Raw genomic sequence first — 26,881 nt, 5'->3', positions numbered from 1 at the left:
AATGAGAGCATGTCCCCGGGCGGCCCGCCAAGACGTACGTCCAGGCGGGCCGCGACGGGGGTGAGACGTCAGGCGGAGCCCGTGCGCGTGGCGCTCCGGGAGTGGGCGTGCTCCAGGGCCTGCTTCAGCATCCCGGCGAGCCGTTCCACGGTGGGCGAGCGCAGCAACTGGTAGTGATTGCCGGGCAGGGCGTGCAGCTCCAGCCCGCCGCCCACCAGCGTCCGCCAGCCGTTGTCCTCCGGGAGGCCCTCGGGCCGGCCCTCGCTGGACAGGAAGAGGGTGGCCGGGCCGCCGTAGGGCACGGGCTCGTAGTGCCGCGATGCGCGCAGGTTGTTCTCGAAGACGCGCAGCAGGTCGCGCAGCTGCTCCAAGCTCGTGTCCGGAGCCAGCACGCCGCTGGCGCGTCCCAGCTCCAGCAGCTTCGCCAGCAGCTCGTCCACGCCCAGCTCCGCGAGCCGCTCCGGCTCCGCCGGCAGCCCGGCTCCGGAGGTGCCCACCAGGTCCAGGGCGAACATCATCGCCACCTGGGAGGCCGACAGCTCGGGGCGTGCCGGCTGCGCCGCGGGGGTGAGCGAGTCGATGAGCGCCAGCACCTCTACCTGCTCTCCCCGGCGCTCCAACTGCCGCGCCATCTCGTAGGCGATGACGCCTCCCAGGGACCAACCTCCCAGCAGGTAGGGGCCCGTGGGCTGCACCGTGCGGATCAGCTCGATGTAGCAGGCCGCCATCTCCTCGATGAGGGCCAACGGCGCGCCCCCCTCGAGCCCCGGGGCCTGCAGGCCGTAGAAGGGCTGGTCCGGACCGAGCTGACGCGCCAGCTCGGCGTAGCAGAGGACGTTGCCTCCCACCGGGTGGACGCAGAAGAAGGGACGCCGTGCGCCACCGGCGCCACTGAAGGGGACCAGCGGCGACCAGGGCCGGGGCTCCGCGCCCTGGCGGAGCAAGGACGCCATCTGCTCCACCGTGGGCGCCTGGAAGAGCGTGGCCAGGGGCAGGGCGTGTCCCGTGGCCTCGCGGATCCGGCTCATCAGCCGCACGGCCAGCAGCGAGTGGCCCCCCAGCTCGAAGAAGTTGTCACGCACGCCCACGCGGGGCACGCGCAACACCCGGGCCCAGATGTCGGCCAGGCGCCGCTCCTCCTCGGTGCGCGGGGCGACCGTGTCACCGCCCGAGGAGAGCGCGGCTCCCTCGGGGACGGGCAGGGCCTTGCGATCCAGCTTGCCGTTGGCCGTGAAGGGGAAGGACTCCAGCTGGACGAAGGCCGAGGGCACCATGTGCTCGGGCAGCTGCTCCTTGAGGAAGGTACGCAGGGCGGTGGGCTCCAGCCTCTGGCCCTCGTTCGCCAGGAGGTAGGCCACCAGCTGCTTGTCGCCCGGTCTGTCCTCGCGCGCCACCACCACGGCCTTGCGCACCGCGGGGTGACGGGCCACCACCGCTTCGATCTCCCCCAGCTCCACGCGGTAGCCGCGGATCTTCAGCTGGTGGTCCGCCCGGCCGAGGAACTCGATGCTCCCGTCGGGCAGGTAACGCGCCCGATCCCCGGTGCGGTACATGCGCGCTCCCGGCTCGCCGAAGGGGTCCGGAATGAAGCGCTCGGCCGTCAGGTCCGAGCGGCCCAGGTAGCCGCGGCCCACCGAGTCGCCTCCGAAGTAGAGCTCGCCGGGCACGCCGATGGGCACCGGTTGCAGGTGCTCATCCAGCAGGTACGCGCGGACGTTGGGGATGGGGCGGCCCAGCGGCACGGAGCTGCCCAGGCGCGACTGGCCGCCGCGAGGCACGTGCCGCGTGAGCACTCCCACGGTGGTCTCGGTGGGGCCGTAGTGGTTGAAGACCTCGCACTCCGGCGCCAGCTCGTGGACCCTGTCCACCAGCGCCCAGTCCAGCCGGTCTCCACCCAGCACCAGCCTGCGGCGCGGGAGGACCCGCTCGGGATTGGGCGAGGAGAGCATCGCCCAGAGGTGGGTGGGGACGATCTTCAGTCCCTCCACCGCGTGGCGCTCGAAGTGCTCGCCCAGGGCCGCCGGCTCCAGCGTCTGCTCGCGCGAGAGCAGGTGGAGGGTGCCGCCGTGGCACAGCGTGGGGAAGATGGCGGTGTTGCCCAGGTCCGCCGCCAGCGTGGAGATGGAGGCGAAGCCCAGCCCCGGCTCCAGCCGCAGGCGCTGGGTGACGCCCCACAGGTAGTTGACGAGCTGGCGGTGCTCGATGGCCACGCCCTTGGGCCGCCCCGTGGAGCCGGAGGTGAAGATGGCGTACACGAGGTTGTCGGGTCCGGCGGAGGACGGCGGGCGGGTGGTGGGCTGGCGCGCCAGCACTTCCCCCTCCGTGTCCAGGCAGATGGAGGGCCCGGAGTACCCGGCGAGCCGCTCGAGCAGCGGACGCTGGGTGACGAGCACCCTGGCGCTGGCGTCCTCGATGATGGAGCGGACGCGCTCACCCGGGTGGGTGGGATCCAACGGCACGTAGGCGCCGCCGGCCTTGAGGATGCCCAGCATGCCGACGAGGGCCTCCACCGAGCGCTCCAGGTAGAGCCCCACGAGCACCTCGGGCCCCACGCCCAGCGAGCGCAGGTGCCAGGCCAGGGCGTTGGCGCGCGAGTCCAGCTCGCGGTAGGTGAGCTGGTCGTTCTCGTACACCACCGCCACCGCCTCCGGGGTGCGATCCACCTGGGCCTCGAAGAGCTGGTGGAAGCAGGTGCCACGGGGGGAGTCGGCCGCGGTGTCGTTCCACTCCACGAGGAGCTGGTGACGCTCGGCCTCGGTGAGCAGGTTCAGCTCGGACACCGCCACGTCCGGCCGCTCCACGGCGGCTTCCAGCAGGGCCCGGAAGTGGCCCGCCAGACGCGCCGCCGTGGCCGCGTCGAAGAGGTCGGTGTTGTACTCGAGCACGCCGCCGAAGCCGCCGGACACCTCGCCCAGGTTGAGGGTGAGGTCGAACTTGGCGGCGTGGCCCTCCGTGTCCTCGATGGGGCTCAGCGACAGCTCGCCCCCGCGCTGCGCGGAGATGGGCGTGTTCTGGAGGACGAACATCACCTGGAAGAGCGGCGTGCGGCTCATGTCACGCGCCGGTTGCAGCTCCTCCACCAGCTTCTCGAAGGGGATGTCCTGGTGCTCGTAGGCGCCCAGGGTGGTGTCCTTCACCTGGTGCAGCAGCTCGCGGAAGGTGGGGTTGGCACCCAGGCGCGCGCGCAGCACCAGCGTGTTGATGAAGAAGCCGATGAGGCCCTCCGTCTCGCCGTGGTGGCGGCCCGCGATGGGCGAGCCGACGACGATGTCCTCCTGCCCGCTGTAGCGGTGCAGCACGGCCTGGAAGGCGGCCAGCAGCAGCATGAAGGGGGTGACGCCTTCACGCTGGCAGAGCTCCTTCAGCGTGTCGGACAGGTCTCGCGACAGACGGAGGGGGTGGACGGCGCCATGGGTCGTCTTCACCGCCGGGCGGGGCCTGTCGGTGGGCAGCTCCAGGGCCTGGGGCGCCCCGGAGAGCTGCTGCTTCCACCAGGAGAGCTGCTTGTCCAGCGTCTCGCCCTGGAGCCACTGGCGCTGCCACACGGCGAAGTCCGCGTACTGCACGGACAGCTCGGGCAGCGGCGAGGGCTGGCCCTGGCGGAAGGCCTCGTAGAGCGTCGCCATCTCCCTCACGAACACGCCGAGCGACCAGCCATCGGAGATGATGTGGTGCATCACCAGCATCATCACGTGCTCCTGCTCGTCCAGCTTCAGCAGCAGTGCGCGCAGCAGCGGACCGTTCGTCAGGTCGAAGGGCCGCAGCGACTCCTGTTGCACCAGACGCAGGGCCTCGGTCTCGCGCTGCTCGAAGCTGCCGAACACCGACAGATCCACCACGGCCAGGGGCAGGGTGGCGCTGGGGGCGATGAGCTGGACGGGCTCGCCGGCCTCGGTGCGGAACGTGGTGCGCAGCGACTCGTGGCGGCGCACCAGCTCGTCGAAGGCGCGCTGCAGGGCCTCCAGGTCCAGCGGCCCCTCCAGGCGCAGGGGCACGGGCATGTTGTACGCGATGCCGCCGGGCTCCAGCTGGTCGAGGAACCACAGGCGCTGCTGGGCGAAGGACAGCGGCAGCGGGCGCGTCCTGTCGGCCGGCGTCAGGGGCGGGGCCCCGGAGGACTGGCCCTGGCGGGATTCGAGGATGGACTCCAGGCGCGTGGCGAGCCCCTCGAGGGTCGGTACCTCGAAGAGGACGCGCAGGGGCAGCTCCACGCCGAAGTTGGCGCGGATGCGCGAGGCCACCTGCGTGGCCAGCAGCGAGTGGCCGCCCATGTCGAAGAAGTTGTCCACCACGCTCACCCGCTCGAGGCCGAGCAGCTCGGACCACATGGTGGCCAGCGTCTGCTCCATCGGAGTCCTCGGGGCGATGTACGAGGCATCGTCCGACGAGCCCTCGGAGCCCGGAGCCGGCAGGGCCTCGCGGTCCACCTTGCCGCTGGAGGAGAGCGGCAGCTTCTCCAGGTGCACGAAGGCGGAGGGCACCATGTACTCGGGCAGCCGCTGCTTGAGGTAGCCGCGCAGCTGGCCCGTGTCGGTCTCCTGGCCCTCGTTCGCCACCACGTAGGCCACCAGGCGCTTGTTGCCGGGCACGTCCTCGCGTGCCACGACCACCGCCTCGCGCACCGAAGGATGCCGCGCCAGCTCGGACTCGATCTCCCCCGGCTCGATGCGGTAGCCACGCACCTTCACCTGGAAGTCGACGCGGCCCAGGTACTCGATGTTGCCGTCCGGCAGCCAGCGCACCTGATCGCCGGTGCGGTAGAGGCGCGCACCGGGCTCGTCACTGAAGGCATCCGGAGCGAAGCGCTCGGCGGTGAGCTCGGGACGGCCGAGGTAGCCGCGGGCCAGGCCCACGCCACCGATGCACAGCTCTCCCGGCACGCCCACGGGCACCGGCTGCAGGTGCGCGTCCAGCACGTAGGCGCGCACGTTGTGGAACGTCCGGCCGATGGTGATGTGCTTCGCGTCCACGTCGTCGGAGAGCGTGGCGCAGATGGTCGTCTCCGTGGGGCCGTAGGCGTTGATGAAGCGACGGCCCGGCTTCCAGCGCGCCACCACGTCGGGCGTGCACGCCTCACCCGCGGAGACGATCGTCTCCAGGTGCTCCAGTCCCTCGGGCTCGACCTGGGCGAGCACGGAGGGCGTCAGCGTCACCGCCGTGATGGCCTGCTCCTTGAGCACGCGCGTGAGCGGGGCGCCGGGCATCAGCTCCTCGCGAGGCGCGAGCAGCAGCTCTCCGCCCGAGAGCAGCGTGGGCCAGATCTCCCAGACGGAGGCATCGAAGCCGACGGAGAAGAACTGGAGCACGCGGCTGCCCGGACGCAGGCGCATGGCGTCGATGGTCAGCAGGGCGGTGTTGCACAGACCCGCGTGGCGCAGGAGCGTGCCCTTGGGACGGCCCGTGGAGCCCGAGGTGTAGATGACGTAGGCGAGGTTCTCGCCTTCCACCGCGACGTCCAGATCCGTGTCGGGCTCGCGCTCCACACGGCTCCAGTGCTCGTCCATGAGGAACACGATCCCTCGCCGATCCAGCAGGTACTCCAGCGACGAGTCGGTGATGAGCACCGGCGCCCAGGCGTCCGTGGCGATGAGATCCAGTCGCTCGGCGGGCAGCGACGGATCCAACGGCAGCCACGCGCCGCCGGCCTTGAGGATGGCCAGCATGGCCACCACGAGGTCGGGCGTGCGCTCCAGGCAGACGGCGACGAGGACGTCGGGGCCGACGCCCAGCCGGCGCAGGTGACGGGCGAGCTGGTTGGCGCGCTCGTTGAGCTCCGCGTACGTGAGGTGCTCTCCGCCAGCGGCGCGCACCGCGATGGCGTCCGGCGTGCGGCGCGCCTGGGCCTCGAAGAGCCGGTGGGCCACGGCCGGCTGGGGCAGCTCGCGGCGGGCGGCGTTCCACTCCCCGAGGATCTGGTGGTGCTCGGACGGGGGCAGCAGCGGCAGATCCGCCACGCGCGTGTCGGGCCGCGCCACCGCGTTCTCCAGCAGCACCCGCAGGTGCCCGGCCATGCGCTCGATGGTGCTCGCGTCGAACAGGTCGGTGTTGTACTCGATGGCGCCGGAGATCCCTTCGGGCCACTGGGAGAGCGACAGGGTCAGGTCGAACTTCGACACGCCCGTGCCCGCCTCAACCGGACGCAGGGTCAGGCCCTGCACGGACGAGGCGCCAGGCTGGGGCTGATCCAGCACGAACCACACCTGGAAGAGCGGGCTGTGGCTGAGATCGCGCTCCGGCTGGAGCTCCTCCACCAGCTTCTCGAAGGGCAGGTCCTGGTGGTCGTGGGCGCCGAGCGTCGTCTCCTTCACCTGACGCAGCAGCTCGCGGAAGGTCAGCCCGCCGGAGAAGCGCGCGCGCAGCACCAGCGTGTTGACGAAGAAGCCGATGAGGCCCTCCGTCTCCGTGTGGCGGCGGCCGCCGATGGGCGAGCCGACGACGATGTCGTCCTGGCCGCTGTAGCGGTGCAGCAGCGTCTGGTACGTGGCCAGCAGCAGCATGAAGGGCGTGACGCCCTCACGCTGGCAGAGCGCGTTCACCGCCTCGGACAGCTCGCGAGGCAGCTGGAGGGGATGGAGGGTGCCGTTGAACGTCTGCACCGGCGGGCGGGGCTTGTCGGTGGGCAGCTCCAGCAGTCCCGGCGTGCCGGCGAGCTGCTGCTTCCAGTACGTGAGCTGGTTCTCCAGCGTCTGGCCCTGGAGCCACTGGCGCTGCCACACGGCGAAGTCCGCGTACTGCACGGGCAGCTCGGGCAGCGGCGAGGGCTTGCCCTGGCTGAAGGCGTCGTAGAGGGCGGCCATCTCGCGCACCAGCACCGTCATGGACCAGCCGTCCGAGACGATGTGGTGCATGTTGAGCACCAGCACGTGCTCGGTGTCCGTCAGCCTCAGCAGCGTGACGCGCAGCAGCGGACCGTGCTTCAGGTTGAAGGGGCGGCGCGCCTCCCGCTCCGCGAGGCGGAGGGCCTCGGCCTCCCGCTGCTCGGCGGGCAGGGGACCCAGGTCCACGCGCGCGAGCACCAGGGGCGCGGGCGGAGCGATGACCTGGGTGGGCGCTTCACCGCTGGCCTGGAACGTCGTCCGGAGTGCCTCGTGACGGCGCACCAGCTCGGTGAAGCAGCGCTCCAGCACCTCGAGGTCCAGCGGGCCCTCCAGGCGGAGCGCCGTGGGCATGTTGTACAGCGCGCTGTCGGGCTCGAGCTGGTCGAGGAACCACAGGCGCTGCTGCGAGAAGGACAGCGGCAGGGACTGCTCCCGCGAGACGGGCCGCGGCGCGGAGAGCGTTGCTCCCCGGGCGGCCTCGTCGATGCGCCGGGCGAGCGCCTCGAGCGTGGGGGCCGCGAAGAGGGCGCGCAGGGGCAGCTCCACGCCGAGCGCGGCGCGAATGCGCGACGTCACCTGGGTGGCCAGCAGCGAGTGGCCACCCAGCTCGAAGAAGCTGTCCGTCGCGCCCACGCGAGGCACGCGCAGCACCTCGGCCCAGACGGCGGCGAGCTTCTCCTCGGTGGGAGTGCGCGGGGCGACGTAGTGAGCGCCTTCCACCGCGAGCGAGGCCTCCGGAGCAGGCAGGGCCTTCCTGTCCACCTTGGCGTTGGCGGTGAGGGGGAGGGCCGCCAGGGCCACGAAGGCCGAGGGCAGCATGTACTCGGGCAGCCGCTGCTGGAGGAAGGAGCGCAGGGTGCCGGAGTCGAGCGTGTGGCCCTCATGGGCAACGACGTAGGCCACCAGGCGCTTGTCACCGGGCACGTCCTCGCGCACGAGGGCGATGGCCTCGCGCACGGAGGGGTGGGCCAGGAGGGCGGACTCCACCTCGCCCAGCTCGATGCGGAAGCCACGCACCTTCACCTGGTTGTCCAGGCGGCCGAGGAAGTCCAGCACCCCGTCGGAGCGCCAGCGCGCCAGGTCACCCGTGCGGTACAGGCGGGAGCCGGGAGGGCCGAAGGGGTTGGGGATGAAGCGCTCGGCGGTGAGCTCCGGGCGGCCGAGGTAGCCACGGGCCAGGCCGTCGCCGCCGATGAAGAGCTCGCCGGGCACGCCCACGGGAAGGGGCCGCAGCCGCGAGTCCAACACGTACACCTGGGTGTTGGAGATGGGACGGCCGATGGGGACGGAGGCCCCCACCTGCTCCGTGGAAGTCATGCGCCAGCAGGAGGTGAAGAGGGTGCTCTCCGTCGGGCCGTAGCAGGCGGTGACGGGCAGGCGCAGCTCCTCCAGGGCGCGGCGCACGTGGGGAGCGGAGACGACGTCACCACCGGTGAGCAGCTGGCGCAGGCCGCGCAGGCCGTCCAGGCGCAGGTCCACCATCTGGCTGAAGAGGCCGGAGGTGAGGTGGAGGGTGGTGACGGAGTAGCGGCTGATCACCTGGGAGAGCAGGTCCAGGTCGCTGGGGGAGGACGCCGGGAAGACGACGAGGCGGGAGCCGAAGAGGAGCGGTCCCCAGAGCTCGAGGATGGAGGCGTCGAACGAGATGGGGGCGATGAGGAGGAAGGTCTCATCGGGGCCCAGGCGGGCGTAGCTGGCGCCATGCAGCAGGCGCATGACGGAGCGGTGCTCGATGGCGACGCCCTTGGGGGTGCCGGTGGAGCCGGAGGTGTAGATGACGTAGGCGAGATGGCCCGAGGTGACGCCAGAGACGGGCGCCGTGGTGGGCAGCCCCTCCAGGCTCAGCTCCTCCACCAGGACCGTGGGGAGCGGGGTGGCGGGGAGCTTGTCGCGCAGGGCGCGCGTGGTGAGCAGGACGCGAGGCCGGGAGTCCTGGAGCATGAAGGCCAGGCGCTCCTGGGGGTAGGCGGCGTCGAGCGGGAGGTAGGCGCCGCCGGCCTTGAGGATGCCCAGCAGCGAGGGCATGAGCTCCGCGGAGCGCTCCAGGCAGAGCGCCACGAGGGAATCGGGGCCGACGCCGTGGGAGCGCAGCAGGTGCGCGAGCTGGTTGGCGCGCTCGTCGAGCTGACGGTAGGTGAGGCGCTGCTCACCGAACTCGACGGCGATGGCGTCGGGACGCAGCGCGGCCTGCTGCTCGAAGATCTGATGGATGCAGGCGTCGCGCGGGTAGTCGAAGCCCGTGGCGTTCCACTCGTCCACCACCTGCGCGCGCTCGGAGTCGGACAGGAGCGAGAGGTCGCCCAGGCTCGAGGAGGCGTTGGCCACCAGGGACACGAGGGCGTTGCGCCAGTGCGCCAGCAGCCGCTGCATGGACGCGGACTCGAAGCGGGGGGCTTCGTAGGAGAGGCGCAGGTGGATGTGGTCGCCCGGGAGCACCGCGAGGGTGAGCGGGTAGTTGGTGCGCTCGACGGCGAGGAAGTCCTTCACCTCCATCGAGGTGCGCTGCTGCATGGCGGAGTCGAGGGGGTAGTTCTCGACGACGAGCAGCGACTCGAAGAGGGAGTTACCCCGGGGAATCCCACTGAGCGCCTGGAGCTGGACGAGCGAGGAGTACTCGTACTGGCGGGCCTGGAGCTGGTGGTCCTGGAGGGACTTGAGCCAGGGCAGGACGGCCGAGGACGCCGAGGGCAGCGAGACGCGGACGGGCAGCGTGTTGATGAACAGGCCCATCATGTTGTCGGAGCCGGGAAGCTCCGGAGGCCTGCCGGCCACGGTGGTGCCGAAGACGACGTCGGACTCACCGCTGTAGCGCGAGAGGACGAGCGCCCAGGACGCCTGGGCCAGCGTGTTGAGCGTGAGCTGGTGCTGGCGCGCGAAGGCCTGGATGGCGGAGGTGTCCCCCGGACCCAGCTCCAGCTCGAACGAATGGGAGGACGGTGCCTCGCCGCCCGCGGGAGCCGCGTGGGTGTCGGAGGGCAACGGGGTGGGAGCGGAGAGGCCCGCGAGGGTGGAGCGCCAGAAGGACTCGTCCGCGGAGGCGTCGCGCCCCTGCATCCAGGCGATGTAATCGCGGAACGGAGGCCGCGAGGGCAACTGCGCCGTGGAGCCGGTGCGGAAGGCGTCGTAGAGGGCGAAGACCTCGTGGATGATCAGCCCGAGGCTCCAACCGTCCAGCAGCAGGTGGTGATTGCTCCAGAGGAAGCGGTAGGAGTCCTCGCCGAGCCGGATGGCCGTCACGCGCATGAGGGGCGCACGCGAGGGCAGGAAGCCGCGCTGACGATCCTCGGCGAGGAAGCGCTCGAAACGGGAGCGCTGTTCCTCGGCGGACAGCCCCCTCCAGTCGTGCTCCTCGAAGGGGAGCACCGCTCGGGTGTGGACGACCTGAAGGGGCGCGTCCAGATCCTTCCAGTGGAAGCTGGTGCGGAGGATGGGATTGCGGTCGAGGACGCCCTGCCAGGCCTTGCGGAAGGCCTCCAGGTCCAGCCGCTGGTTCATGGTCCAGGCCGTCTGCTCGAAGTAGACGGCGGACTCGGGAGCCAGCAGGTAATGGAAGAGCATGCCCTGCTGCAGGGGCGAGAGCGGGTAGATCTCCTCGATGTCCTGGCCCGTGGTGGCCAGCAGCGTGTCGAGTGCCGGCGCCGGGAGGCGAGCGAGCGGGAAGTCCGAGGGCGTGAAGCGGCGGGCGTCCTCGGAGTGGCGCAGGTCGATGAGGGCACGCAGGTGGTGCAGGAAGCGCTGGGCCAGGGATTCGATGGTGGAGCGCTGGTGCAGGTGGGTGCTGAAGGAGAGGGTGACGCCGAAGCGGCCCTGGACGACGGAGGCCCCCACTTCCAACGCGTGGAAGCGCTGTGCGGACGGAGAGATGTCGGGGCCGATGGAATCGCGCACGAAGGAGAAGAGCGAGGAGGCATCAGCCGTCGCGTCGAGCTGGCCCAGGTAGTTGAAGCCGATCTGGGGTGTGCGGATGGCCGCGAGCTGCTCGGAGAGGGCGGGCGCACCGAGGTAGCGCAGCAGACCGAAGCCGACGCCGTTGTGGGGGATGCGGCGCAGCGTGTCGCGCACGGAGCGCAGGTCATCACCCGCCGAGCCGCCAGCGGGCAGCTCCAGCAGCACGGGCATGCTGGAGGTGAACCAGCCCACGGTGCGCGAGAGGTCCACGTCGGAGAAGAGCTCCTGGCGGCCGTGGCCTTCCAGGTCCACGAGCACCTGGCTCTGGCCGGTCCACTCGCGCACGGCCTGGGCCAGGGCGCTCAGCAGCACGTCATTGATGTGCGCACGCCAGGCGGAGGGCACCTCTTGCAGGAGCAGACGGGTGGCCTCGGCGTCGAGCGAGAAGGAGACGGACTGCTCGGAGGCGAAGGTGTTGGGGCCCGAGGCATCGGTGGGCAGGGGCGCTGGTTGACGACGGGCGAACTCGAGCCAGAAGGGGGCCTCGGCCTCCAGGGCGGCGGAGCGAGCGTGGGCCTCCAGACGCTGGGCCCAGGACTGGAAGGAGGTCGTCTTGGCGGGCAGGGAGGGCTGCTGGCCGCGCAGCAGTTGCTGGTAGATGGACTCCAGATCCTCCAGGAGGACGCGCCAGGAGACGACATCGACCACGAGGTGGTGGGCGGTGATGAACAGGCGCTGGGGCTGGCCCTCACCGAAGTGGAAGAGGGCGGCGCGCAGCAGCGGGGGCTGGGACAGGGAGAAGCTGGACTGGAGACGGGTGGTCTCCTCGAGCAGGGCCCGCTGCCTCCGCTCCGCGGGCAGGGTGGAGAGATCCACCTGGAGCAGTGACGGCAGGGCCTCCTCCATGGAGGCATTTCGCTGCCGCCAGACACCGTCCACGCGCTGGAAGGACAGGCGCAGGGCGTCGTGGTGGGAGACGAGCAGACGCAGGGCCTTCTCCAGCAGCGCCACATCCAGCGGCTGGCGGGTCTGAACCGCCATGGACTGATTGAAGTGGTGGAGCTCGGAGTCCTTGTCCAGGAAGTAGCGCTGGATGGGAGTGAGGGGCACCGGCCCCACGACGGGACCCTGCTCGATGACCGGAGCCGCGGAGTCGCGGACGACGGAGGCAAGCTCGGCGATGGTCTGGTGCTGGAAGAGCTGGCGGGCCGAGAGCGACAGGCCGGCCTGTCGCGCACGGGCGATGATCTGCAGGCTGATGATGGAGTCGCCGCCGAGCTCGAAGAAGTTGTCGTGGATGCCGACGCGGGGCAGGCGCAGGACCTGGGCCCAGACATCGGCCAGGGTCTGTTCCACCGGAGAACGAGGGGCAACGTACTCGCGGGCACCGGAGAGGTTGGAGGCGTCCGGAGCGGGCAGGGCCTTCCTGTCCACCTTGCCGTTGGAGGTGAGGGGCAGGGCCTCCAGCGTGACGAAGGCGGAGGGCACCATGTACTCGGGCAGCTGCTCCTTGAGCGCGGCCTTCAGGGCAGAGGCCTCGAGGGACTGTCCCTCGCGAGCCACGACGTAGGCCACCAGGCGCTTGTTGCCGGGCACGTCCTCGCGAGCGAGCACCACGGCCTCGCGCACCTGCGGGAGGCGGGCCAGGACGGATTCGATTTCACCCAGCTCGATGCGGTAGCCGCGCACCTTCACCTGGAAGTCGATGCGGCCCAGGTACTCGAGGGTGCCATCGGGCAGCCAGCGCACCTGGTCACCGGTGCGGTAGAGGCGCGCACCGGGCTCGTTACTGAGTGCATCGGGAATGAAGCGCTCGGCGGTGAGCTCGGGACGGCCGAGGTAGCCGCGGGCCAGGCCCGCGCCACCGATGAACAGCTCACCGGGCACGCCCACGGGCACCGGACGCAGGTTGGCGTCCAGCACGTACACGCGCACGTTGTGGTAGGGCTGGCCGATGGAGATGCGCCTGGCGTCCACGTTGTCCGAACGCGTGGCGCAGATGGTGGTCTCGGTGGGGCCGTAGGCGTTGATGAAGCGACGGCCCGGCTTCCAGCGCGCCACCACGTCGGGCGTGCACGCCTCACCGGCGGAGAACAGTGTCTCCAGGTGCTCGAGTCCCTGGGGCTCGAGCTGGGCGAGCACGGAGGGCGTCAGAGTCACCACCGTGATGGCCTGCTCCTTGAGCACGCGCATGAGAGGCGCACCGGGAGCCAGCTCCTCGCGAGAGGCGAGCACCACCTCCGCGCCCGCCAGCAGCGGCGGCCATATCTCGGAGACGGAGGCATCGAAGCCGGCGGAGAAGAACTGGAGCACGCGGCTGCCCGGACGCAGACGCATGGTGTCGATGAGCATCAGGGAGGTGTTGCACAGGCCGGCGTGGCGCAGGAGCGTGCCCTTGGGACGGCCCGTGGAGCCCGAGGTGTAGATGACGTAGGCCAGGTGCTCGCCATCCACCGCGACGTCCAGATTGGTGACGGGCTCCTGCTCCACCTGGCTCCAGTGCTCGTCCATGAGGAACACGTGCCCGCGAGGAGAGAGCACGTCCTTCAGGGAGGAGTGAGTGAGCAGCACCGCGGTGCCGGCGTCGGAGAGGATGAAGTCCAGGCGCTCGCGGGGCAGGGAGGGGTCGAGCGGCAGATACGCACCGCCGGCCTTGAGCGTGGCGAGCTGGGCCACCACGAGGTCGGGCGTGCGCTCCAGGCAGACGGCGACGAGGACGTCGGGGCCGACGCCGAGCCGGCGCAGGTGGCGGGCGAGCTGGTTGGCGCGCTCGTTGAGCTGGCGGTAGGAGAGAGGCTGCCCGCCGCCGCGCACGGCGGGAGCATCCGGAGTGCGCAGGGCCTGGGCCTCGAAGGAGCGGTGGACCAGGGCGGGCCGGGGCAGCTCGCGCGGGGCGGGGCTACCGGCCCGCAGCAACTGCTGGTGCTCGGCGGGGGAGAGCAGCGGCAACTCGGAGATGCGAGCGTCGGGACGGGCGGCGATGCCCTCCAGCAGGACGCGCAGGTGGTCCATCATCCCGCGCACGGTGGACGCATCGAACAGCTCGTCCTTGTACTCCAGCAGGCCGCTGAGTCCCTGGGCCGTGTCGGTGAGCGTGAGGCCCAGGTCGAACTTGGAGGCGGTGGAGTCCACCTCGATGGGCCGCAGCATCAGGTCCGGTCCCGGCATGGACTCCGAGGACCTGTTCTGGAAGGTGAAGAGGACCTGGAAGAGCGGCGTGCGGCTCAGGTCGCGATCGGGACGCAGCTCCTCCACCAGCTTCTCGAAGGGCACGTCCTGGTGCGCCTGGGCGCCCAGCGTCGTCTCCTTCACCTGACGCAGGAACTCGCGGAAGGTGGGGTTGCCACCCAGGCGGGCCCGCAGCACGAGCGTGTTGACGAAGAAGCCGATGAGGCCCTCGAGCTCGGCGCGGTGGCGGCCGGCGATGGGCGAGCCGATGAGGATGTCGTCCTGGCCGCTGTGGCGGTGCATCAGCACCTGGAAGGCGGCCAGCAACGTCATGAAGGGCGTGGCTCCCTCGGCCTGGCCGAGCGCCTTCACGGACTCGGACAGCTCGCGCGGGAGCTGGAAGCGGAGCGTGGAGCCGTGCTGGGACTGCTGGGCCGGGCGGGGCCTGTCGGTGGGCAGCTCCAGCGACGTGGGTGCACCGGAGAGCTGCTGCTTCCAGTAGGTGAGTTGCTTGGCGAGTGTCTCGCCCTGCAGCCACCGCCGCTGCCACACGGCGTAGTCGGCGTACTGGATGGACAGCTCGGGCAGGGGCGAAGGCTGGCCCTGGCGGAACGCCGCGTAGAGGGCCGCCATCTCGCGCACCAGCACGCCCATGGACCAACCGTCCGAGACGATGTGGTGCATGACGAGCACCAGCACGTGCTCGCGCTCCGACAGCTTCATCAGGGTCGCACGCAGCAGCGGACCCCGCTCCAGATCGAAGGGCTTGTTGTTCTCCTCCGCGGCGAGCCGGCGGGACTCGGCCTCGCGCTGCCCCTCGGGCAGTGACCTCAGGTCCACCACGGCCAGCGGCAGGGGCGCGGGCGGGGAGATGAGCTGGAAGTTGCCCTCCACCTCGGAGCGGAGTGTGGTGCGCAGGGCCTCGTGGCGGCGCACCAGCTCGTCGAAGCTGCGCTGGAGGCACGGCAGATCCAACGCGCCTTCCAACCGCACGGCCAGGGGGACGTTGTAGTTCGCCTGCCCCGGCTCGAGCTGGTCGAGGAACCACAGGCGCTGCTGGGCGAACGACAGCGGGAGCGGAGCGCCATCACGCGGCTGCCGCTCGATGACGGCCACCTGCCGCTGCGTCTGGGGCACGCTCGCGCTCTTCTGCCGGAGCTGCCGCATGAGCAGCTCGCGCTTCTCCGCAGGCAGCTTCGCCAGGCGTTTGCGCAACTCCTCGTTCAGGATGTCGTCACTCATGTGAATCTTCGTCCTTGGTGGCCGTCTGCTCTTCGGCGGACAGCAATTGCTGGAGTTCGTCGTCGCTCAGGGATTCGAGCTTCGACATCATCTGGTCGAGCTCCTCCGTGGAGACCTGGGCGGTGAGTTGGAGGATGCGGAGCGAGAGCTCGGCCACCGTGGGCGCCTGGATGAAGTCGCGCACGGTGAGCTCGACCTGGAATGCATTGCGTAGCCGCGACACGGCCTGGGTGGCCAGCAGCGAGTGCCCGCCCAGCGCCAGGAAGTCGTCGTGGATGCCCACGCGCGGCACCTTCAGCAGCTCGCTCCAGATGCTGGCGATCCGCTGCTCCGTCTCGTCACGAGGCGCCACGTAGGAGTCGCTCCCCGCGGACGCGCCCTCCGGCATGGGCAGGGCCTTCCTGTCCACCTTGCCGTTGGGCGTGAGGGGCAGGGCCGCCAGGGCCACGAAGGCCGAGGGCACCATGTACCCGGGCAGCTTCTCCGCGAGGAAGGAGCGCAGGCCGGCGGGGTCGAGCGTGTGGCCCTCGTGGGAAACGAAGTAGGCCACCAGGCGCTTGTCGCCGGGCACGTCCTCGCGCACGAGGGCGATGGTCTCGCGCACGGAGGGGTGGGCCAGCAGCGCCGTCTCCACCTCGCCCAGCTCGATGCGGAAGCCGCGCACCTTCACCTGGTTGTCCAGGCGGTTGAGGTAGTCCAGCGTGCCGTCGGACAGCCAGCGCACCCTGTCACCGGTGCGGTAGAGGCGCTCACCGGGAGAGGAGGCGAAGGGGTTGGGGATGAAGCGCTCGGCGGTGAGCTCGGGGCGGTTGAGATAACCCCAGGCCAGACCGTCTCCGCCGACGTACAGCTCTCCCGGCACGCCGGGGGGAACCGGCCGCAACGTGTCGTCCAGCACGTACGCACTGGAGTGCGCGATGGCCCGGCCGATGGGCAGACTCGCGCCGACCTTCGTGCCCGGTTCCAACCGCATCATCGTGGAGAAGGTGGTGTTCTCCGTGGGACCGTAGGCGTGGTGGAAGGAGGTGCCCTCGCGGATGTTCGCCAGGTGCTGGCGCGCGTACTCCACCGGCATCAGCTCGCCGCCCGCCATGAGCTGGCGGACCCGGGAGAGCGGCCCAGGCTGGTGCTGCACCATCTGCGCGAAGAGCGCCGTGGTGAGGAAGTACGTGGACACGCCGTGCTGGTCCAGCGTGGCGCCCAGCTCCTCGAGCGACATCGGGTGGGGCGGAGGCACCACCAGCTTGCCGCCGTGCAGCAGCGCACCCCAGATCTCCAGGGTGGAGGCGTCGAAGGCCACCGGAGCCGTCTGGAGGAACACCTCCCCGGGGCCGAAGTGCACGTAGTCCGTCCCCAACACCAGGCGGGAGATGCCGCGCTGGGGGATGCAGACGCCCTTGGGCCGGCCGGTGGAGCCGGAGGTGAACATCACGTAGGCGAGGCTGCCGCTATGGGTGTCCGTGTGGAGCGCCGAGCCGGGCTCGGCCAGCACCTGCTGCCACTGGGAGTCGAGGCAGAGCGTGGTGGAGAAGCGGCCGGAGAAGGTGGAGAGGAACTTGTCCTGGGTGAGGAGCAGGGGCGAGGCGACGTCCTCCAGCATGGAGGCGATGCGCTCACGGGGGTAGGAGGCATCGAGAGGGACGTAGGCGCCGCCGGCCTTGATGATGGCGAGGATGGAGAGGACGAGCTCGAGCGAGCGCTCCAGGCAGAGGCAGACGAGGGTGTTGTCGCGGACTCCCATGCGGCGCAGCAGGTGGGCGAGCTGGTTGGAGCGCTCGTCGAGCTGGCGGTAGGTGAGGCGCTGGTCGCCGAAGACGAGGGCCACGGAGTCGGGTGTGCGGCGGGCCTGCTCCTGGAAGAGGACGGAGAGGGAGGCGTCGCGCGGGTAGCCGAGCAGGGAGGGGCTGTTCCACTCCTCCACCACCTGTGCACGCTCGGCGGCGGACAGGAGCGAGACGTCGCTCGGACGCGCGGAGGCGTGCTCCACCAGGGACAGGAGCGCGTTGCGCCAGTGCGTCAGCAGGCGCTGCATGGACGCGGACTCGAAGCGGGGGGCCTCGTGGGCGAGCTTCAGCCGTACCCGCTCTCCCGGTATGACGGAGAGGGTGAGCGGGTAGTTGGAGCGCTCGAGGCCGAAGACGTCCGTCACCTCCATCGAGGTGCGCTGCCGCAGGACCGAGTCGATGGGGTAGTTCTCGACGACGAGCAGCGACTCGAAGAGGGGAGTGCTCCGGGGCAGCCCGCTGAGCGCGTGGAGCTGGGTGAGCGAGCTGTGCTCGTGCTGGCGGGCCTGGAGCTGGTGGTCCTGCAGGGCCTCGAGCCAGGACAGGACGGTCGAGGAGGCCGAGGACAGCGAGACGCGGACGGGCAGCGTGTTGATGAAGAGACCCAACGTGTCCTCGGAGCCGGGAAGCTCCGGAGGCCTGCCGGCCACGGTGGTGCCGAAGAGGACATCGGACTCACCGCTGTAGCGCGAGAGGACGAGCGCCCACGAGGCCAGGGCCAGCGTGTTGAGCGTGAGCTGGTGCTGGCGCGCGAAGGCCATGAGGGTGGTGGTCTGCTCCGCGGACAGCTTCAGATCCTCCTCGTGCAGGGAGGGCGACTGACCCTGGGCCGCAAGGGCATGGGTGTCGGCGGGCAGCGGGGTGGGAGCGGAGAAGCCCGCGAGGGTGGAGCGCCAGAAGGCCTCGTCCGCGGAGGCGTCACGCCCCTGCATCCACGCGATGTAGTCCCTGAAGGGCATACGCGTGGGGAGCGAGGGCTCGGTCGCCGAGTGGAAGGCGTCGTAGAGGGCGAAGACCTCGTGGATGATCAACCCGAGGCTCCAGCCATCCAACAGCAGGTGGTGGTGGCTCCAGAGGAAGCGGTGGGAGTCCTCACCGAGCCGGAAGGCCGTCAAGCGCACGAGCGGGGCGCGCGAGAGCTCGAAGCCGCGCTGGCGATCCTCGGCGAGGAAGCGCTCGAAGCGGGAACGCTGTTCCTCGGCCGGCAGTCCGCGCCAGTCGTGCTCTTCGATGGGCAGCTCGGCGTGGACGTGGACGACCTGGAGGGGGGCGTCCAGGTCCTTCCAGTGGAAGCTGGTGCGCAGGATGGGGTTGCGGTCGAGGACGCCCTGCCAGGCCTTGCGGAAGGCCTCCAGGTCCAGCCCCTGGTTCATGGTCCAGGCGGTCTGCTCGAAGTAGACGGCGGACTCGGGAGCCAGCAGGTAGTGGAAGAGCATTCCCTGCTGCAGCGGCGTCAGCGGATAGATGTCCTCGATGTCCTGGCCCGTGGTGGCCAGCAGCGTGTCGAGTGCCGGCGCCGGGAGGCGAGCGAGCGGGAAGTCCGAGGGCGTGAAGCGGCGGGCGTCCTCGGAGTGGCGCAGATCGATGAGGGCACGCAGGTGGTGCAGGAAGCGCTGGGCCAGAGACTCGATGGTGGAGCGCTGGTGCAGGTGGGTGCTGAAGGAGAGGGTGACGCCGAGGCGGCCCTGGACGACGGAGGCCCCCACTTCCAACGCGTGGAAGCGCCGTGCGGACGGAGAGATGTTGGGGCCGACGGACTCGCGCTCGAAGGAGAAGAGCGAGGAGGCGTCAGCCGCCGCGTCGAGCTGACCCAGGTAGTTGAAGGCCACCTGCGCGGAAGGCCGGGCCGCGAGCTGCTCGGAGAGGGCGGGTGCACCGAGGTAGCGCAGCAGACCGAAGCCGATGCCGTTGTGGGGGATGCGGCGCAGCGTGTCGCGCACGGAGCGCAGGCCGTCACCCGCCGAGCCGCCAGCGGGCAGCTCCAGCAGCACGGGCATGACGGAGGTGAACCAGCCCACGGTGCGTGAGAGGTCCACGTCCGGGAAGAGCTCCTGGCGGCCGTGGCCCTCCAGGTCCACGAGCACCTGGCTCTGGCCGGTCCACTCGGAGAGGGCCTGGGCCAGGGCGCTCAGCAGCACGTCATTGATGTGAGCCCGCCAGGCGGAGGGCACCTCCTGCAGCAGCAGGCGGGTGGCCTCGGCGTCGAGCGAGAAGGAGACGGACTGCTCGGAGGCGAAGGTGTTGGGGCCCGAGGCATCGGTGGGCAAGGGCGCCGGTTGACGACGGGCGAGCTCCAACCAGAAGGGGGCCTCGGCCTCCAGGGTGGCGGAGCGAGCGTGGGCCTCCAGGCGCTGGGCCCAGGACTGGAAGGAGGTCGTCTTGGCGGGCAGGGTCGGTTGCTGGCCGCGCAGCAGTTGCTGGTAGACGGACTCCAGATCCTCCAGAAGGACGGGCCAGGAGACGGCGTCGACCACGAGGTGGTGGGCGCAGATGAACAGGCGCTGGGGCTGGCCCTCACCGAAGTGGAAGAGGGCGGCGCGCAGCAGCGGGGGCTGGGACAGGGAGAAGCTGGACTGGAGACGGGTGGTCTCCTCGAGCAGGGCCCGCTGCCTCTGCTCCGCGGGCAGGGTGGAGAGATCCACCTGGACCAGCGAAGGCGGGGCCTCATCGGGCGAGGTGTTGTTCTGCCGCCAGACGCCGTCCACGCGCTGGAAGGACAGGCGCAGGGCGTCGTGGTGGGAGACGAGCAGACGCAGGGCCTTCTCCAGCAGCGCCACATCCAGCGGCTGGCGGGTCTGAACCGCCATGGACTGGTTGAAGTGGTGGAGCTCGGAGTCCTTGCCCAGGAAGTAGCGCTGGATGGGAGTGAGGGGCACCGGCCCCACGACGGGGCCCTGCTCGATGACCGGAGCCGCGGAGTCGCGGACGACGGAGGCCAGCTCGGCGATGGTCTGATGCTTGAAGAGCTGGCGGGCCGAGAGCGACAGGCCGGCCTGTCGCGCACGGGCGATGATCTGCAGGCTGATGATGGAGTCGCCGCCGAGCTCGAAGAAGTTGTCGTGGATGCCGACGCGGGGCAGGCGCAGGACCTGGGCCCAGACATCGGCCAGGGTCTGTTCCACCGGAGAACGAGGGGCAACGTACTCGCGGGCACCGGAGAGGTTGGAGGCGTCCGGAGCGGGCAGGGCCTTCCTGTCCACCTTGCCGTTGGAGGTGAGGGGCAGGGCCTCCAGCGTGACGAAGGCGGAGGGCACCATGTACTCGGGCAGCTGCTCCTTGAGCGCGGCCTTCAGGGCAGAGGCCTCGAGGGACTGTCCCTCGCGAGCCACGACGTAGGCCACCAGGCGCTTGTTGCCGGGCACGTCCTCGCGAGCGAGCACCACGGCCTCGCGCACCTGCGGGAGGCGGGCCAGGACGGATTCGATTTCACCCAGCTCGATGCGGTAGCCGCGCACCTTCACCTGGAAGTCGATGCGGCCCAGGTACTCGAGGGTGCCATCGGGCAGCCAGCGCACCTGGTCACCGGTGCGGTAGAGGCGCGCACCGGGCTCGTTACTGAGTGCATCGGGAATGAAGCGCTCGGCGGTGAGCTCGGGACGGCCGAGGTAGCCGCGGGCCAGGCCCGCGCCACCGATGAACAGCTCACCGGGCACGCCCACGGGCACCGGACGCAGGTTGGCGTCCAGCACGTACACGCGCACGTTGTGGTAGGGCTGGCCGATGGAGATGCGCCTGGCGTCCACGTTGTCCGAACGCGTGGCGCAGATGGTGGTCTCGGTGGGGCCGTAGGCGTTGATGAAGCGACGGCCCGGCTTCCAGCGCGCCACCACGTCGGGCGTGCACGCCTCACCGGCGGAGAACAGTGTCTCCAGGTGCTCGAGTCCCTGGGGCTCGAGCTGGGCGAGCACGGAGGGCGTCAGAGTCACCACCGTGATGGCCTGCTCCTTGAGCACGCGCATGAGAGGCGCACCGGGAGCCAGCTCCTCGCGAGAGGCGAGCACCACCTCCGCGCCCGCCAGCAGCGGCGGCCATATCTCGGAGACGGAGGCATCGAAGCCGGCGGAGAAGAACTGGAGCACGCGGCTGCCCGGACGCAGACGCATGGTGTCGATGAGCATCAGGGAGGTGTTGCACAGGCCGGCGTGGCGCAGGAGCGTGCCCTTGGGACGGCCCGTGGAGCCCGAGGTGTAGATGACGTAGGCCAGGTGCTCGCCATCCACCGCGACGTCCAGATTGGTGACGGGCTCCTGCTCCACCTGGCTCCAGTGCTCGTCCATGAGGAACACGTGCCCGCGAGGAGAGAGCACGTCCTTCAGGGAGGAGTGAGTGAGCAGCACCGCGGTGCCGGCGTCGGAGAGGATGAAGTCCAGGCGCTCGCGGGGCAGGGAGGGGTCGAGCGGCAGATACGCACCGCCGGCCTTGAGCGTGGCGAGCTGGGCCACCACGAGGTCGGGCGTGCGCTCCAGGCAGACGGCGACGAGGACGTCGGGGCCGACGCCGAGCCGGCGCAGGTGGCGGGCGAGCTGGTTGGCGCGCTCGTTGAGCTGGCGGTAGGAGAGAGGCTGTCCACCACCGCGCACGGCGGGAGCATCCGGGGTGCGCAGGGCCTGGGCCTCGAAGGAGCGGTGGACCAGGGCGGGCCGGGGCAGCTCGCGCGGGGCGGGGCTACCGGCCCGCAGGAGCCGCTGGTGCTCGGCGGGGGAGAGCAGCGGCAGCTCGGAGAGTCGAGCGTCGGGCCGCGCCACCGCGCCCTCCAACAGCGTCCGCAGGTGCCCGATCAACCGGGACATGGTGTCCGCTTCGAAGAGGTCGGTGCTGTACTCCAGCGTGCCGGAGAAGGAGCCTTCCTGCTCGGCGAGGGTCAGCGCGAGGTCGAACTTGGAGACGGAGCCGTCCACCTCGATGGGCCTCATCGTGAGGTCCGACACGGACAGGGGCGCGGCGGTGGGCGCGTTCTGCAGGGCGAAGAGGACCTGGAAGAGCGGCGCACGGCTCAGGTCGCGCTCGGGACGCAGCTCCTCCACCAGCTTCTCGAAGGGCACGTCCTGGTGCTCGTGGGCACCCAGCGTCGTCTGCTTCACCTGACGCAGCAGCTCGCGGAAGGTGGGGTTGCCACCCAGGCGGGCCCGCAGCACGAGCGTGTTGACGAAGAAGCCGATGAGGCCCTCGAGCTCGGTGCGATGCCGGCCGGCGATGGGCGAGCCGACGAGGATGTCGTCCTGACCGCTGTAGCGGTGCATCAGCACCTGGAAGGCGCTCATCAGGAACATGAAGGGCGTCACTCCTTCACGCTGGCTGAGCTCCTTGACGGACTCGGACAGCTCGCGCGGGAGCTGGACGTGGAGTGTGGCGCCGCGGAAGGACTGCTCGGCCGGGCGGGGCTTGTCGGTGGGCAGCTCCAGGTGGGCGGGCGCACCGGAGAGCAGCTGCTTCCAGTACGCGAGCTGCTTGTCGAGCGTCCCGCCCTGCAGCCACCGCCGCTGCCAGGCGGCGTAGTCGGCGTACTGGATGGGGAGCTCGGGCAGCGGCGAGGGCTGGCCCTGGCGGAACGCCGCGTAGAGGGCCGCCATCTCGCGCACCAGCACGCCCATGGACCAGCCGTCCGAGACGATGTGGTGCATGACGAGCACCAATACGTGCTCGCGCTCCGACAGCTTCATCAGGGTCGCGCGCAGCAGCGGGCCTCGCACCAGATCGAAGGGCCGGCGCACCTCGTCCTGGACGAGCCGGTGGGACTCGGACTCGCGCTGTCCCTCGGGCAGTGACGTCAGGTCCACCACGGCCAGCGGCAGGGTCGCGGGCGGGGAGATGAGCTGGAAGTTGCCCTCCACCTCGGAGCGGAAGGTGGTGCGCAGGGCCTCGTGGCGGCGCACCAGCTCCTCGAAGCTGCGCTGGAGGAGCGTGACGTCCAGGGCGCCTTCCAGCCTCACCCCCAAGGGGACGTTGTAGTTCGCCTGCCCCGGCGCCAGTTGATCGATGAACCACAGGCGCTGCTGGGCGAAGGAGAGCGGCAGCGGGCCCGCGCGGGGCACGGGTTGGATGCCAGGGTCCTCGGAGCGGGCCGCGGCCTGGATGTGCCCGGCGAGCTCCGCGAGGGTGGGCGCCTCGAAGAGCGTATGCAGCGGCAGCTCCACACCGAACGTGGTGCGGATGCGCGACGTCACCTGGGTGGCCAGCAGCGAGTGGCCGCCCAGCTCGAAGAAGCTGTCCGTCGCGCCCACGCGAGGCACGTGCAACACCTCGGCCCAGATGGCGGCCAGCTTCTCCTCGGTGGGAGTGCGCGGAGCGACGTAGTGGGCGCCGTCCCCAGCGAGCGAGGCCTCCGGTGCGGGGAGAGCCTTCCTGTCCACCTTGCCGTTGGGCGTGAGGGGCAGAGCCGCCAGGGCCACGAAGGCCGAGGGCAGCATGTACTTGGGCAGCTTCTCCTCGAGGAAGGAGCGCAGAGCGGCGGTGTCGAGCGTGTGGCCCTCGTGGGGAACGAAGTAGGCCACCAGGCGCTTGTCGCCGGGCACGTCCTCGCGCACGAGGGCGATGGCCTCGCGCACGGAGGGGTGGGCCAGCAGGGCCGTCTCCACCTCGCCCAGCTCGATGCGGAAGCCGCGCACCTTCACCTGGTTGTCCAGGCGGTTGAGGTAGTCCAGCGTGCCGTCGGACAGCCAGCGCACCCTGTCACCGGTGCGGTAGAGGCGCTCACCGGGGGAGGAGGCGAAGGGGTTGGGGATGAAGCGCTCGGCGGTGAGCTCGGGGCGGTTGAGATAACCCCAGGCCAGACCGTCTCCGCCGACGTACAGCTCTCCCGGCACGCCCGGGGGAACCGGCCGCAACGTGTCGTCCAGCACGTAGGCGCTGGAGTGCGCGATGGCCCGGCCGATGGGCACGCTCGCGCCGAGCTTCGCCCCCGGCGTCAGCCGCATCGTCGTGGAGAAGGTGGTGTTCTCCGTGGGACCGTAGGCGTTGCTGAAGGTGGTTCCCTCCCGGATGTTCGCCAGGTGCTGGCGCGCTTGCTCCACCGGCACCGCCTCGCCGCCCGCCAGGAGCTGGCGGACTCGGGAGAGCGGACCGGGCTGGTGCTGCACCATCTGCGCGAAGAGCGCCGCGGTGAGGAAGTACGTGGACACGCCGTGCTGGTCCAGCGTGGCGCCCAGCTCCTCGAGCGACATCGGGTGGGGCGGAGGCACCACCAGCTTGCCGCCGTGCAGCAGCGCACCCCAGATGTCCAGGGTGGAGGCATCGAAGGCCACCGGCGCCGCCAGGAGGAATACCTCCTGGGGTCCGAAGTGCACGTAGTCCGTCCCCAACACCAGGCGGGTGATGCCGCGCTGGGGGATGCAGACGCCCTTGGGCCGGCCGGTGGAGCCGGAGGTGAACATCACGTAGGCGAGGCTGCCGCCATGGGTGTCCGTGTGGAGCGCCGAGCCGGGCTCGGCCAGCACCTGCTGCCACTGGGAATCGAGGCAGAGCGTGGTGGAGAAGCGGCCGGAGAAGGTGGAGAGGAACTTGTCCTGGGTGAGGAGCAGGGGCGAGGCGACGTCCTCCAGCATGGAGGCGATGCGCTCACGGGGGTAGGAGGCATCGAGAGGGACGTAGGCGCCGCCGGCCTTGATGATGGCGAGGATGGAGAGGACGAGCTCGAGCGAGCGCTCCAGGCAGAGGCAGACGAGGGTGTTGTCGCGGACTCCCATGCGGCGCAGCAGGTGGGCGAGCTGGTTGGAGCGCTCGTCGAGCTGGCGGTAGGTGAGGCGCTGGTCGCCGAAGACGAGGGCCACGGAGTCGGGTGTGCGGCGGGCCTGCTCCTGGAAGAGGACGGAGAGGGAGGCGTCGCGCGGGTAGTCGAGCAGGGAGGGGCTGTTCCACTCCTCCACCACCTGCGCGCGCTCGGCGGCGGACAGGAGCGAGACGTCGCTTGGACGCGCGGAGGCGTGCTCCACCAGGGACACGAGGGCGTTGCGCCAGTGCGCCAGCAGGCGCTGCATGGACGCGGACTCGAAGCGCGGGGCCTCGTAGGAGAGACGCAGGCGGATGTGCTCGCCCGGGAGCACCGCGAGGGTGAGCGGGTAGTTGGTGCGCTCGATGGAGCGGACGTCCCTCACCTCCATCGAGGTGCGCTGCCGCATGGCGGAGTCGAGGGGGTAGTTCTCGACGACGAGCAGCGACTCGAAGAGGGAGGTGCCCCGGGGCAGCGCGCCGAGCGACTGGATGCGCACGAGCGAGGTGTGCTCGTGCTGGCGGGCCTGGAGCTGGTGGTCCTGCAGGGCCTCGAGCCAGGGCAGGACGGTCGAGGAGGCCGAGGGCAGGGTGACGCGGACGGGCAGCGTGTTGATGAACAGGCCCATCATGTCTTCGGAGCCGGGAAGCTCCGGGGGTCTGCCGGCCACGGTGGTGCCGAAGAGGACATCGGACTCACCGCTGTAGCGCGAGAGGACGAGCGCCCACGAGGCCAGGGCCAGCGTGTTGAGCGTGAGCTGGTGCTGGCGCGCGAAGGCCTGGAGGGTGGAGGTGTCCCCAGGGCCCAGGTCCACTTCCAGCGTATGGGAGGACGGTGCCTCGCCCCGGGCGGGAGCCGCATGGGTGTCGGCGGGCAGCGGGGTGGGAGCGGAGAAGCCCGCGAGGGTGGAGCGCCAGAAGGACTCGTCCGCGGAGGCATCGCGCCCCTGCATCCACGCGATGTAGTCGCGGAACGGAGGCCGCGAGGGCTGCTGTGCCGTGGAGCCGGTGCGGAAGGTGTCGTAGAGGGCGAAGACCTCCTGCACGAGCAGTCCGAGGCTCCAGCCGTCCAGCAGCAGGTGGTGGTGGCTCCAGAGGAAGCGGTGGGAGTCCTCACCGAGCCGGATGGCCGTCACGCGCACGAGCGGGGCGCGCGAGAGCTCGAAGCCACGCTGGCGATCCTCGGCGAGGAAGCGCTCGAAGCGGGAGCGCTGTTCCTCGGCGGACAGCCCCCTCCAGTCGTGCTCCTCGAAGGGGAGCACCGCGCGGGAGTGGACGACCTGCACGGGCGTATCGAAGCCCTGCCAGTGGAAGCTGGTGCGGAGGATGGGATTGCGGTCGAGGACGGCCTGCCACGCCTGGCGGAAGACCGCCAGGTCCAGCCGCTGGTCCATGGTCCAGGCCGTCTGCTCGAAGTAGACGGCGGACTGGGGCGCCAGCAGGTAGTGGAAGAGCATGCCCTGCTGCAGGGGCGAGAGCGGGTAGAGGTCCTCGATGTCCTGGCCCGTGGTGGCCAGCAGCGTGTCGAGCTTCGGTGCCGGGAGGCGCGCGAGCGGGAAGTCCGAAGGCGTGAAGCGGCGGGCGTCCTCGGAGTGGCGCAGGTCGATCAGGGCGCGCAGGTGGTGCAGGAAGCGCTGGGCCAGCGACTCGATGGTGGAGCGCTCGTGCAGATGGGCGCTGTAGGCGAAATCCATCGTCAGGCTGCCGTCGAGGACGGAGCCGTTGAGCTCCAGCACGCAGTGGCGGGTGGCCGCGGGCGCCGCGTGGGCGCCGGTGCGCTCCCTGGACAGGCTGAAGAGGTTGCTGGACGCGGCGTTCGCATCGAGCTGACCCAGGTAGTTGAAGATGACCTGGGAGCGGATCGCCTGGAAGGGCCGCGAGAGCGCGTCCGGAGCCAGCCACTTCAGCAGGCCGAAGCCGAGGCCGTTGTGGGGCAGGCGGCGCAGCGAGTCGCGCACGGAGCGCAGACCGTCTCCGGTTGAGCCACCGGCGGGCAGCTTCAGCAGCGCGGGCACCAGCGTGGTGAACCAACCCACGGTGCGCGAGAGGTCCACGCCCTCGAAGAGCTCTTCCTGGCGGCCGTGGCCCTCGAACTCGACGAACACCTCGCGCTGGCCGGTCCACTCGGAGAGGGCCTGGGCCAGGGCGCTCAGCAGGACGTCATTGATGTGCGCACGCCAGGCTCCCGGCACCTCCTGGAGCAGCAGGCGCGTGGCCTCCGCGTCGAGCGAGACGGAGACGGAGCGCTGGGACTCGAAGGTGTTGGGCCCGTTCGAG

2 protein-coding genes (1 of these 2 only partly in view) are annotated in these 26,881 nt (G+C 70.6%); both read right to left on the bottom strand.

Annotation, left to right across the window (positions count from 1 at the left end):
• Positions 1–68 precede the first annotated feature (68 nt).
• Complete coding sequence (locus JRI60_RS37615) at positions 69–15,116, bottom strand: non-ribosomal peptide synthetase (protein WP_204220839.1); 15,048 nt, start codon at positions 15,114–15,116, stop codon at positions 69–71.
• On the bottom strand, positions 15,109–26,881 hold the end of the coding sequence (locus tag JRI60_RS37610) for a non-ribosomal peptide synthase/polyketide synthase (protein WP_204220838.1). The gene runs 15,389 nt beyond the window's last position; the window shows 11,773 of its 27,162 coding nt (coding positions 15,390–27,162); the start codon falls outside the window, past its right edge; it ends in the stop codon at positions 15,109–15,111. The genes JRI60_RS37615 and JRI60_RS37610 overlap by 8 nt, the downstream gene beginning before the upstream one ends.

The sequence above is a fragment of the Archangium violaceum genome, from assembly GCF_016887565.1.
GTDB classification, from domain to species: Bacteria; Myxococcota; Myxococcia; order Myxococcales; family Myxococcaceae; genus Archangium; species Archangium violaceum_B.
Note: the sequence above shows the minus strand (reverse complement) of the source record. Positions and strands in the feature narration are given on the sequence as shown.